Source organism: Thalassospiraceae bacterium LMO-SO8, assembly GCA_031655335.1.
Classification (GTDB): Bacteria; Pseudomonadota; Alphaproteobacteria; order Rhodospirillales; family Casp-alpha2; genus UBA1479.
Window position 1 is genome coordinate 2368470 of sequence record CP134226.1, and the last position, 12115, is coordinate 2380584.

General features: G+C 63.0%; 8 protein-coding genes. 3 read left to right on the forward strand and 5 right to left on the reverse strand.

Features of this window, described 5'->3' with window-relative positions; all coding sequences use genetic code 11:
- Positions 1 to 146: 146 nt before the first annotated feature.
- Positions 147 to 1448, reverse strand: coding sequence for a TolC family protein (locus RJ527_11355; GenBank protein ID WND74637.1), 1302 nt, complete (start codon positions 1446 to 1448; stop codon positions 147 to 149).
- Between the two features lie 331 nt (positions 1449 to 1779).
- Here RJ527_11355 and RJ527_11360 point away from each other — a divergent pair, with 331 nt between their 5' ends.
- Positions 1780 to 2937 (forward strand): acyl-CoA dehydrogenase family protein, encoded by a 1158-nt coding sequence (locus tag RJ527_11360; protein ID WND74638.1) that lies wholly within the window; start codon positions 1780 to 1782, stop codon positions 2935 to 2937.
- A 43-nt stretch (positions 2938 to 2980) separates the two neighbouring features.
- Here RJ527_11360 and RJ527_11365 read toward each other — a convergent pair whose 3' ends face one another.
- A complete protein-coding gene (locus RJ527_11365) occupies positions 2981 to 3943 on the reverse strand; it encodes a diguanylate cyclase (GenBank protein ID WND74639.1) in 963 nt (320 codons plus the stop codon).
- A gap of 75 nt (positions 3944 to 4018) precedes the next feature.
- Positions 4019 to 8932, reverse strand: a complete 4914-nt coding sequence (locus RJ527_11370) for a PAS-domain containing protein (protein WND74640.1) — start codon at positions 8930 to 8932, stop codon at positions 4019 to 4021.
- 225 nt (positions 8933 to 9157) lie between these two features.
- Between RJ527_11370 and RJ527_11375 the strand changes: the two genes are divergently transcribed.
- On the forward strand, positions 9158 to 9541 hold the full coding sequence (locus RJ527_11375; protein ID WND74641.1) for a response regulator: 384 nt from the start codon (positions 9158 to 9160) through the stop codon (positions 9539 to 9541).
- On the opposite strand, the gene RJ527_11380 is transcribed toward RJ527_11375, so the two are convergent.
- Positions 9538 to 10677 carry an aminotransferase class V-fold PLP-dependent enzyme gene (locus tag RJ527_11380; protein ID WND74642.1) on the reverse strand — a complete coding sequence of 380 codons (1140 nt, stop codon included), beginning with the start codon at positions 10675 to 10677 and terminating at the stop codon, positions 9538 to 9540. The two genes, RJ527_11375 and RJ527_11380, sit on opposite strands and share 4 nt — an antisense overlap.
- 10 nt (positions 10678 to 10687) lie before the next feature.
- The gene (locus RJ527_11385; GenBank protein ID WND74643.1) at positions 10688 to 11647 is read right to left on the reverse strand and encodes a DMT family transporter; all 960 of its coding nucleotides are present in this window, start codon (positions 11645 to 11647) and stop codon (positions 10688 to 10690) included.
- 260 nt (positions 11648 to 11907) lie between these two features.
- Here RJ527_11385 and ykgO point away from each other — a divergent pair, with 260 nt between their 5' ends.
- Complete coding sequence (gene ykgO, locus RJ527_11390) at positions 11908 to 12033, forward strand: type B 50S ribosomal protein L36 (GenBank protein ID WND74644.1); 126 nt, start codon at positions 11908 to 11910, stop codon at positions 12031 to 12033.
- Positions 12034 to 12115 lie beyond the last annotated feature (82 nt).

Consider the following 12115-nt stretch of genomic DNA (forward strand, 5'->3'; position numbering starts at 1 on the left):
GAACGACCCGCCCACGCCGATACTGTATAGTATGTATAAAATTATCTTAAAATCGATGGAAAAAATGTGACCGTTGACCGCACGGCGGATAAATCGGCGTGAATCCGATATGGCTGAGAAAACGGCGATAAACGGGGGGTTGAAGGCTACTTCGCCTCGACCGCCGAAACCTCCAGGCGGCCCATCGCGTTCAGCAGCCGGAAAGTCGCCTGCACGATCGCGACCTCCGTCAGGACGGAATCGCTCTGCGCGTTGATCAGGCGGGTTTCCCCGGACAACACATCAAGCAGTGAGCGGCGGCCCGCCTCGCGTTCTTCGCGGGCCAGTTCAAGAAACTTGGCGGCGATTTCGACCTGCGCGGTGCGCACGTCGTGATTCTGCCGCGCGGTCTCCAGATCCGCCCAGGCGAGGCGGATGTTCTCCTCGATCGTCCGCTGGGTGTCCGCGGCGCGGTCGATCGCGGCCTTGTAGTCGCTGCTGGAGGCGTTGACCGAATCAAGCGCGGTAAATCCCAGGTTGAAGGGAAAGTTGAGCTCGACCTTGGCGGCCTGCGCGTTGCGCTGGCCGATGGTGCCGTCCAGGTTGCGCTCGTGGCTGGTTTCGACGACCGCGTTCAGTTCGGGAAAGAACAGATCCTGACGGGTCCGTGTAACGCTGTCCTTGGCGATGTCGGAGGCGAGCCGCGCATTGCGCAGCTGAAAGTTTTCCTTGAGTCCGATTTCGATGGCTTCCTCAAGGGTCCGGGGCATCAGGACTTCGGGCACGGGGGGAAGCTTGAATTCATTGACCCCCTTGGGCATGTCACGGTACAGCGCATGATAGCGTGACAGGGCGTTGCGCAGGGTGCCCTCGGCGACCACGCGGCGCGACTGGGCTTCGGCCAGTTCGGTCTTGGCCTGCAGGACGTCGGTCGAAAACCCGGCGCCGCCGGCGACCCGGGCGTCTTCAAGTTCCGTCTGTTTCTTGATGTTGTCTTCCGATTGCCGCGACAGGATCAGGCGCCGGTTCGCGCTGTAGACCTGGATGTAGGCGACAATGCCTTCGAGAACCAGGTCCTGGCGCACCTGGTTCAGATTGATCGCCGCCGATTCCCGATTCTTGCGGGAAATCCCGATGTCCGTGTCGGTCTTGCCGAAATCCCACAGCAACTGAGTGATGCTGAGCGACGTTTCGTTGAACTTTTTGGCGGTGTCCTGGGTGCCGGGATTGGCGCGCTTCTGGAAGCCGTTGTTGAAATCGATTTCCAGTTCGGGGAACCAGGCGCCGCGGGTTTCGCGGATGCGGCTGGTCGCGGCGTCCAGCGAATTCTTGGCGGCGTTGATCCGATCATGGTTCTCGATCAGGTCGAGCAGGGCGTCAGGCAATGACTGTGCCCGCGCGCCGGCACTCCATGCCGACACGCCGAAGATCACCGCAAATGTGAACCCCGCCTTGAGAAGGCTGCGCAACGTCTTTCCCCGAGTGCCTTCGCCGTATTCCGGCATAAAATCGCACACTCGGGGAATAATTGGAACATCTTATCGGGCGGGACGAAGTCTGTTTCTGGCACTGAGGTTGTTTTTTTAATTCATCTAAGCTTTTGAAAAATTTCTAGAAATTTAGACGCGTCCCGCGTGACGTTATTCGCCCCGAAGAGGTCTGGGCTGTCCTGCCGCCACCTCTGCCGGACCTGCGGCCAGCAGCGCGCGATTCGCCATCCCAACATCGGCGCCAAGCGGGTAAGGTCGGGGCAAAGGGACCCTGCGCGTGACCGCGCCAAAGACCGCCGAGGGAGGAATCATGAGCCAAGATCTTTCGAAAACAGAGGACGACCTCGTCGCCGCGGCGGCCGCGTTCGCGGCCCGCGACGTGCGGCCCCATGCGGCCGGGTGGGAAAAGGCGCGGGCATTGCCGGCCGAAATGTTCGAGCGGGCCGCCGCCGCCGGGTTGACGTCGGCGATTTTGCCGCGTGAGGTTGGCGGCGCCGGCGTCGGGATGCTGTGCGCCGCGCGCATGGCCGAGGCTCTGGCGGCGGCCGACTTCGGTTTTGCCTTCGCGCTTAAGGTTCACGCCAACGCGGCCAACGCCGTGGCCCGGCGCGGCACCGACGAACAGCGCCATCGTCTGCTGCCCGGCATGATCGACGGGCGTCGTATCGGCGCGTTCTGCCTGACCGAACCGGCGGTCGGCAGCGATGCGACCGCGATCACCTGCGCCGCGCGACAGGAAACAGGCGGCTGGGCCGTGACCGGCGAAAAGGCCTGGGTGACCAACGGCGTCAACGCGGACGTCATGAGCGTCTATGTCCAGACCGACGCGCAAGCAGGATGGCGTGGCATCGCCAATGTCCTGGTCGAAGGCGACTTTCCCGGCCTGTCCCGCGCCGCCCCCTATGACCTTATGGGCGGGCATGCGGCGGGGCTCTGCGGTCTGACCTTCGAGGACTGCCGGATTCCGGACGCCAATCTGCTGATCGCGCCCGGCGAGGGGTTCAAGGCGGCCATGGCCGGCATCAACATGGCGCGGATGTTCGTCGCCGCGCTTTGTTGCGGAATGCTGGCCGAATGCCTTGACCGGGCCTTGGCCTATGGCGCCGGGCGCATGGCCTTCGGTCGGCCCATCCTGGCCAACCAGGGGTTGCAGTGGGAACTGGCCGACGTGGCCACGGACCTGGAGGCCTGCCGCCGCCTGACCGAGCACGCGGCCCGCACGCTGGACGCCGGCGAGGCCGGAATCACCGAATGCGCCCATGCCAAGAAATTCGCGACCCGCGCCGCGGTGCGGGGCATATCGGCCTGCATGCAGGCGATGGGGGCGGCCGGGCTGCGCGCCGAGGAGCCCTTCGGCCGCCATTTCGCGGCGGCGAAGATGTGCGAATTCCTCGACGGTACGACGGAAATTCAGAACGTGGTGATTTCCCGCAGCCTGCTGCGGCCCCATGGGCTCGACGCGTCCTAGAGCCTATCCTCTTGATACGGAAGCCCGGCCAGACCGTCGGACGTTACATTTCCTCGTAGGCGACGGTTCTGTTGCGGCCGCGGTCCTTCGCTTCGTAAAGCGCCGCGTCGGCCCGCTTCAACGCGGACTCGATTGAATCTTTCGGGTCCTGGACCGTGGTCACGCCGGCGCTGACCGTCACTTTCAGGGGCCCGGAATCGACGGGGATGGTCAGTTCGCCAAGATGTTCCCGCAGTCTTTCGACCGTCAGCCTGGCGCCCTGGGGATCCGTTTCCGGCAGGATCAAGGCGAATTCCTCGCCGCCCATGCGGCCGACGATATCGACGTTGCGCAGGCGGTCGACGCAGGCCTCGGCCAGGGCCCGGAGCACGCTGTCCCCGGCGTCGTGGCCGTAGGTGTCGTTCACGGCCTTGAAGTGGTCGACATCCATCATCACCGCGCCGAAGCAGCGCCCGCTGCGTCGCACGCGGGCGACCTCGGCTTCGCCCAGTTCCATGAACCGCCGCCGGTTCCACACGCCGGTGAGAAAGTCCGTGGTGGCAAGTCGGGTCAGTTCCGCGTTGGCGATCTTAAGGTCCCGGTGGGCCTTCTGTAGGGCGAGGTGATTGCGGATGCGGGCCAGCACGATCAGCGGTGAATAGGGCTTGAGGATGTAGTCGATGGCGCCGAGCAACAATCCTTTTTCCTGGTCATTGTCTTCGGTGCGGCCGGTGACGAAGACGACGGGTATGTCGCGGGTCTGGATGCCCGATTTCAAACGGCGGCAGACTTCGTAACCGTCCATGCCGGGCATGCTGACGTCCAGCAGGATCAGATCGGGAAGGTCGGATTCCGCGAGGGCGATTGCCTGCACGCCGTCCGTCGCGCTGATAATGTCACCTTCCTCGGCCAGGAGGTTGGAGAGAATCATCAGGTTCGTTTCCGCGTCATCGACGATCAGTATCTTCTGGCGCAGCGGCTCCTGGCTGCCGCGGGACAAAATGTCGCTTCTCTCAATTCCCGTCATCGCGCCGTTCTTTCCGCCGTGCCGTCGTTCGCAGTGTTATTGGGCCCTGTGTCACCGTTCCCAGCGTCATCTGGGTTATTCTCCTGCCGGCGGCGGTGATTTATTCTCCGCAGAGTTGCCGCCACCCAACGCTATTGCCAGAGAATCACGAACCTCATCAAGGGCGCTACTCAATTCCTTCAGGCAGGCATCGACTTCCGGTTCGCCGGGTCCGCTGCGCAACTGGTCGTCAAGCGCCTTGGCCGCCTGATACACGCGTTCGGCGCGAATATTGCCGCTGACTCCTTTCAGAGTATGGGTCGTGCGGACCGCCGTTTCCAGGTCGCCGTCGGTCAACAGGGCGGCGATCTTGTCCGCCTGGTCCATGTACTTCGCATGAAAGGCGCCCAACAGGCGGCGCAGGATCACGTCGTTTCCCCGCATCATGGCGCGGGCCTCGGTCAGGTTGATTCCCTTGATCGTGTCGGGCAGGACGTCGGCCGACACAGGCGTGGGCGCGGGCGAATCCGCCGCCGTGATCTTGCTGGCCGGCTTTGCCGGATGCGAACCCGACCGGGCGGCCCAGGTCGCCAGCACCGCATACAGGCGATTCGGGTCGATGGGTTTGGTCACGTGATCATTCATGCCCACGGCAAGGCATTTTTCCCGTTCGGACTGCATGGCATGGGCGGTCATGGCGATGATCGGAAGGTCGTTGTACCGAGAATCGGCACGGATGATTTCCGTCGCCTGGTATCCGTCCATCAGGGGCATCTGCACGTCCATCAGGACGGCGTCGTAAGGGGTTTCGGCAACCATGGCGATGGCAATCTTGCCGTTGCTTGCGATGTCGACCGTCACGCCGGCAAGGCCCAGGAATTCCCGCGCGACCTGCTGATTGATTTCGTTGTCTTCAACCAGCAGGACGCGCAACCCGGCAATGCGCTTGAGCGCATCCGACCGCGCGTCCTTCGGCTTCGGCCGGTGCGTCGGCGCGGCGTCTTCCGTCAGATCGGCGGGCAGGACCGTCACCTCGGCGGTGAACCAGAAGGTGCTGCCTTTGCCCTCGGTGCTGTCGACGCCGATCTCGCCACCCATCATCGTGACAAGACTGTGGCTGATCGCGAGCCCCAGACCAGTGCCGCCGAACTGGCGGGTGGTCGAGATGTCGGCCTGGGTGAACGGCTGGAACAGTTTGCCGATCTGATCGCGCGACATGCCGATGCCCGTGTCCGTGACCTCGAACCGCAGCATCCGCTTTTTCGCCGTGCCGGCGGTGGATGAAGGCACCGGCAGAACATTCACGACGACCTTGCCCTTTTCGGTGAACTTGATGGCATTCGCCGTCAGGTTGATCAGCACCTGACCCAGCCGTAGCGGATCTCCCTTCAGGTTTTTCGGCACGCTGGGGTCAATGTGGAACTGAATGTCGAGCGGCTTGGCGCCGGCCCGCGCCGTCGTCATGGTGGACAGGTTTTCCATGACGTCGTCCAGATTGAACGCCACGGCCTCGATCTCCATCTTGCCGGCTTCGATCTTGGAGAAGTCGAGGATGTCGTCGATCAGGCCGAGAAGCGCATGGGACGACATGTCGACCTTGGTCAGGTAATCCGCCTGCTGCTCGGTCAAGTCGGTCTTCAGGGCCAGACCCGTCAAACCGACGATGGCGTTCAGCGGCGTGCGGATTTCATGGCTCATGTTGGCGAGAAACGAGCTTTTCGCCCTGTTGGCTTCTTCTGCCGCCAGTTTCGCCTCGCGCAGGGCCCGTTCGGCGCGTTTTTGTTGGGTGACGTCCGAATAGGTCGTCACGAAGCCGCTTCGATCCGGCAGAGGGTTGCCGCGAATGTCGATGACCATGCCGCCCGGGCGGGTGCGTTCGAAATGATGGGGCTCGAACTTGCGCGCCAGCTCGATGCGTTCCCGAACCTGCTGCTCGACGTCGCCGGGGCCGTATTCACCGCGCTCGGCGTTGTAGCGGAAAAACTCGCTGAGGTTCGTGCCCGGCGGAAAGCGGTCCTTCGGGAATTTCAGAAGCTCCATGAACTTCGAATTGGCGGTGATGACATTCAGTTTTTCGTCGAACATGGTGATGCCTTGATCCATGGTTTCCAGGGTGGTTTCCAGGATCGCCTTCTGGTGGGCAAGTTCGCGCTCGGCCTCTTTCTGCTCGGTGATGTCGGTCATGGCCGTGCCGAGCCCCATGATGGTGCCCTCGCGGTCACGCACGGGGAATTTCATCAGGCGGTAAATGGTGGGCCGGCCTTCCTTCGTTCTGTGCAGGACGGACTCGGCCTCAAGAATGACGATTTCTCCGCTTTCGATCACCTTGCGCTCAAGCTCGGCGACCTCGTCCGCGCGGCCCTTGGGGATGAGATCGTGGACGGTCTTGCCGATCAGATTGTCGACGGTCGTTTGATGCCATTCGGCGAAGATCGAATTGGCGCTGAGGAAGCGGCCGTCCAGTCCCTTGAGCGCCAGCATGATGGGAACGTTCTCGGTGATTGCGGTCAGGCGCGCCTGTGTTTCCTCGAGAATCATCTGTGCGGTCTTTTGCGCCGTCACGTCGTCGAACACGCCGACCAGATAGCCGTTGTACCATTCGCCGTAACGGGCGTAGACGACGCGCCCGTCGGCCAAGGGAACTTCGCTGCTGAGGTTGCCTTGGCGGACGGCGTTGATCCGCTCGACCACCGATCGGTTGCGATGCGCATCGCCGAAGTCACCGCGCTCGGCCAGGAAGTACGCCGTTTCCCAGGCGCTGGTGCCGACTTGCACCTGATCCGGTTGCAGGCCCCAGACTTCCGAGAACTGGCGGTTGAAGGTGACGTAGTTCATGTTTTCGTCGAACACGCAGAGCCCGCTCGGCATGCTGTCCAACGTCACGCGCAGGATCGCCGATTGCAGGCCGATCTGCTGTTCCGCCGCCTTGCGCTTGGTGATGTCCAGGGTCCAGGCGATCCGCGCGCGGCGCCCCTCGAAATTGATCCGCCGCCAGGTCACCAGAGACCACCATTTGGTTTTGCGGTCCAGGCGATAGCGTTCAGCCTCGAAATGGTCGAGGCGGCCTTCCCGGTCGAATATTTCGCGCGCTTCTTCAAATTTTGCCGGATCGACGAAGGACTGGTCGATGTCGATTTGCAGGACATCATCCAGGTTGTCGGCGCCCAGCATCGCGGCCAATCGCGGATTGCCGAACAGCCGTTCGCCCGTATCCCGGTCGACGATGGTGATGGCGATGGGGCTTTCGTCGAGGATCTGGCGGAATCGCGCTTCGCTTTCGGCAAGACGCTCTTCCGCCTGACGGCGTTCTGAAATGTCGATCGTCGTCGTGATGACGCCGACGACACGCCCGTCGGCGTCCTTGAGCGGAGCCTTGGTGCAGATCGCCTGCCGGGTGTCATTACCCTTCTTCTTCAGTTCGAAGTCGAAGAACGGGATCGGCTGCCCGGTTTCGATGACCTCGCGGTCCAGCTTCGACATCGCGGCCGCGTGTTCGGCGCCGACGATTTCCGATGTCTTGCCTTGGACATCCTGTTCGCTGAGGCCCAGGAATTCCTGATGGTAGCGGTTGGACATCACATAGCGGCCCTGTGTGTCCTTCACGTTGATCAAGGCCGGCACGGCATCGATCACGGCCTGCAGTTCGGCGCGGCGATCGGATAGGATCTGTTCCGCCTGCTTGAATTCGGTGATGTCGGTGTAAACGGCGACGATGTAGCCGCCGGTCCAATTGCCGAAGCGTACGTCGATGACGCGGCCGTCGGTCAAGGTCTGTTCCACGGAACTGTTCCCTTGGCGCAATTGCGCCTCGCGGGCCTTAATCGTTTCCCGGGCGTCTTCCAAATTGGCCAGCGCGTTCTTGTTGACGAGATGCCAGAACGCCTCGGTCCGCGTGACGCCGGGTTTCAGGAAGCCCTCGTCAAAACCGTACATCTCCTCATAGACGCGGTTGTACGCGACGATCCGAAGGTCTTCGTCGAACATGCAAAGCCCGCTGGGAATGTTGTCCAACGTCAGGTGCAATTGCGTTTCCATGGCGTCAGACATCTGTTCGATGCGGCCGGTCAGGGGGTTAAGCAAAAGGAACAGGCCGCTCATGCCCATGATGATGAGGCCGAGGACGCCAAACCCAGCAAAGATGAGATTTTTGTTCAGCTCGCCGAATATTTCGTTGGCGTCCTGACGCAGGATCAGGGCCCAGCCCTTTCCCGTGGCGATATGCGCGTAGGTATGGCGCGCGTCATGGATGAAGCCGGGTTTCGAGCGGTTGGTGCGTAAGATTTCCTTGAACGTCCTGGGGGGGGCCACGGCGTCCGCCGTCACCAGTGTCGCGGCCTCGGTCATTGACAGGATGCTGCGGGCATCGGCGGGACCGAACACCAGGAAGGCGCGCCCCGTTCGGCCGAGCCCCGCATGTCCGGAAAACAGGCGCAGCAACTGGCCCATGGAAAAGGCGATAATGTCGGTGCCGAGACGCCGTCCGTCCTGATCGAAGATCGGCGAACTGACGATCAGGTAGTGACTGCCAAGCAGCGGCATCAAGCCCTTGGTGATCGGGTCGGTGTTATCTTCCCACCCTGAAGGCCAAGCCGCCGGCGGCACTTCGGGGCCGACGGCGTAGACGATCTTCCCCTTCGTATCGACGCGGGTAATCCCGACGATCTCGTCGGATGAATTCATGACCGATGTGAAGACTGGCGCCAACGCGGCCTGGAACTGGCGAATGTCGATGGCGCCGGTGGCCAGGTCACGCATCAGGGACTGAGCCCGTAAACGGCTGGAAACCAGGGAAGCGACGTTTTTTGTGCGGTCGACGATCTGAGTAATGGCATCCGCCTTGGAATCGGCGATCTGGCCCAGATGCGTGACGGAGGCCTCACGCAATTGGCTTTGCATGGGCACCATGATGAACACGGCTGTCAGCGCGGCGATCAGAACCGCCCCGGCCAGGGAATAGCGCAGCACGTTGCGCTGTACCGCCTTGATGGTTCGGATGCGTTGTTGGGGCACGTTACATCCCGTCCCTTGAGTTTTCCTCTGCCCGATGACTCGACGGGTTCCAACCCCCTAGATAAAAGCAGAATTTCGCCAAATATTCGATAGATCAATCAGATAGGATGGAAATGTGGCGGCCGGGGGTGTCATGGACGGATGATATGAATGCGGTTAATCTTCAAGTCCGCTTGGGAACGCCTGTCGCCGCCGGAGCCGCGAAGCAGGTGAGAGGAGACCTACATGGCTGCAATTCTTGTCATCGAAGATGACGAGTTCTTTCAGAGTTTTCTCGAACTCGTGCTGTCGGGTGAGGGACACGACGTGCGTATCGCCGTCGATGGCGAGGCCGGGGTTGCCGCGGCCAGCGCCCTGCCGCCGGATATTATCCTGTGCGACATGAGCATGCCGAAGATGACCGGTTTCGAGGTCATCCGGGCGTTGAAAAAGATCGACGCGGTCAAGGACATTCCGGTCATCGCCTTGTCGGCCCATGATACGGCGGCGGACCATGACGAGGCGTTCACGGCAGGCGCGGCGGCCTATGAAACCAAGCCGATCGAAATGGACCGCCTGATCGACAGCGTCAACAAAGCCCTGGCGGGGCGTTCGCCGGGCGAGGATTAGGGCCAGACGTCCCGCAGCGCCGCGATCAGACGCGCGACGTCTTCTTCCGAAACATGGACATGAGGGGCCAGGCGCAGGCGCCCGCCGCGCAGCGACGCGTGCACGCCCCTGTCCGCCAGCGCCGCGATCATGCCGTCCGGCGGCGGATTGTCCTTGCCCAGCGACGTGATATGGGCGACGCCCCGGCCCAACGGCGGCGTTGAATATCCCATGTCCCGCGCGGCTTCGGTGACGGCGCCGGTGATCGGGGCAAGGGTGTCCTGGACCGCCGCGGGGGTCCAGGCGGCGACCTGAACGAGCGCGGCCTCCGCCATCGGCAGCATGACCGGGTTGTAGGTCTGGCCCACGTCGTAGCGGCGCGCACCCGGCGACATGTCCGGGTCGTAGACCAGCGCCCCTTCGATGCTCGCCCCCGTGGCCGGATGGTTGTAGTCATGATGTTCGAATGCGACCCCCCGCTGATGGGCGGGGGCGGCGTATAGAAACGACATGCCGTGCGGGCAGAACAGCCATTTATAGGCGGCCACGACCAGGAAGTCCGGGCGCACGCGGGCGATGTCGAAGGGCGCTGCGCCGACCCATTGCGTGGCGTCGACGACCAGGGCCGCGCCGAGGTCGCGGCATCTTGCCCCCACGGCCTCCAGGTCGATCCGCGTGCCGTCGATCCAATGGCAGGGCGGCAATGCTGCGATCGCCGTGTCGCCGTCCAGCCGGTCGAGCACGGCCGTGGTCCAGTCGGCGTCGTCCGGTCGCGGCACGGTCACCACACGGGCCCCCGCCTGTTCGGCCTTCTGCATCCACACGAAGACATTGGACGGAAACTGGTCCTCCAGCACCACGATCGTCTGCCCGCGTGCCACGGCAAGGTTCGCGGCCGCCGTGGCCAGGCCGTAACTGGCCGAGGGTTGGATCGCAATGTCGTCGGCGCGGGCGCCGATCAGCCCGGCGACCAGGGCGCGGATATGTTCCGCCTGATCGTGAAGCGCCGCGGAATCCATGGTCCAGGGTTGTACCCGGGTGGCGATCCCGGCATTCCCCGCCGCCTGGGCGGCCTTCAGCAGCGGCGTGCGCGACGCGCAGTTGAACCAGGCGATGCCGGGCGGAATGTCGAACAGGGGGCGTTGGTCGGTCAGCATGGTATTGGCCTCAGTCTCCGGATTCACGGGGCAGGGTGGTGCGTACCCCCGGCGGCCCGGCGACGATCCCCTGGGCGCGGCCCAGCCGGTGTTCCCGGTAGGCGATATAGGCGGTCGAGCCCAAGATCATGGCGCCGCCGATCCACACGAACATGTCGGGCAGTTCGTTGAAAAACACATAACCCAATGCCGTGACCCAGATCAGGCGCACGAAATCGACCGGCCCGACGACATGGGTGTCGGCCATCTTCAGGGCCTGCGCCATGGACAATTGCGCGCCGCCGCCCAGAATGCCGAGGCCGATCAGCAAGGCCCATTGCTCCGGCCCCGGCCAGGACCACACGAAGGTCGCGGGCACCAGGATGATCGGCATCATGACCAGGGACATGTAGACGGTGATGGTGGCGCTGGATTCGGTGGCGCTCAGGCGCTTGATGATGATCATGCAGCCGCCCCAGATGAGCGACGAGATGACGACCAGCATCGGCCCCAGGTCGAGGGGAATGACCCCCGGGCGCAGAATCACCAGCGTGCCGGCGAAGCCCAGCAGGATCGCGGTCCAGCGGCGCAGGCGCACGACCTCGCCCAGGAACAGGACCGCCAGGACCGAGGCGAAGATGGGGGCGGAAAACCCCAGGGCCGTGACCTGGGCCAGGGGGGCGATGGACAGCGCGAAGAAATAGCACAGCATGGCCGCCGAGTTGAGCACGCCGCGCAGGGTCAGCAGGCCCAGGCGTTTGGTCTTCAGCGGCTTCAGGCCGTCTTTCACGAAGAACGGAATGATCGGCAGCATCCCGAACAGCAGGCGGAAAAATGCCGTTTCGAAGGGATGAATGCCGGTCGCCGCGACCTTTTTGATGACCGCGTGCATGCAGGCGAAGCACAGGCTGGCCAGGACCATCCACAAAATCCCCCGAACGGCGTCGGTGCGTCCCTTGGCGGGGACGGGGGGGGCCTGGGTTGAGGTCATGGGCGGGCTTTCGGTCTGAGGGGCCGGCGATCCGCCGCAAGCCGGCCGGAAAGGGCCCGGAAGCGGCTGTTGAACGGCGGATTATTGTATACGCCGCCCATCTATACAGGCTTCCCCAGGGGGGATAAAGCGCCCCCGGCGGGAAAGCGGTCCGGTTGCGGTTGACAGGGGGAGGCGGTTTGGGTAGTTTCCGCCGCTTCCGGCCTGACCGGACCCGAATTCCGCCCTTTCGAGTGGCCCGCATACGGAGCTTGAGACCGATGAAAGTTTTGAATTCCCTGAAGTCCGCCAAGACGCGCGATAAAAATTGCCGCGTCGTGCGCCGCAAGGGCCGAGTTTTCGTCATCAATAAAAAGAATCCGCGTTTCAAAGCCCGCCAAGGATAAGGCAGGCATCGGAGCGCCCATAAAGGTGCTCTTGGATTCCTATCCAGCCGCGCTTACCTGAGCAATCAGGGGCGCGGTTTTT

Excerpts from the sequence above, each read along its gene's own strand:
- RJ527_11360 (WND74638.1), top strand. The coding sequence starts at position 1,780 with ATGAGCCAAGATCTTTCGAAAACAGAGGACGACCTCGTCGCCGCGGCG.
- RJ527_11365 (WND74639.1), bottom strand. The coding sequence starts at position 3,943 with ATGACGGGAATTGAGAGAAGCGACATTTTGTCCCGCGGCAGCCAGGAG.
- RJ527_11375 (WND74641.1), top strand. The coding sequence starts at position 9,158 with ATGGCTGCAATTCTTGTCATCGAAGATGACGAGTTCTTTCAGAGTTTT.
- RJ527_11380 (WND74642.1), bottom strand. The coding sequence starts at position 10,677 with ATGCTGACCGACCAACGCCCCCTGTTCGACATTCCGCCCGGCATCGCC.
- RJ527_11385 (WND74643.1), bottom strand. The coding sequence starts at position 11,647 with ATGACCTCAACCCAGGCCCCCCCCGTCCCCGCCAAGGGACGCACCGAC.
- ykgO (WND74644.1), top strand. The coding sequence starts at position 11,908 with ATGAAAGTTTTGAATTCCCTGAAGTCCGCCAAGACGCGCGATAAAAAT.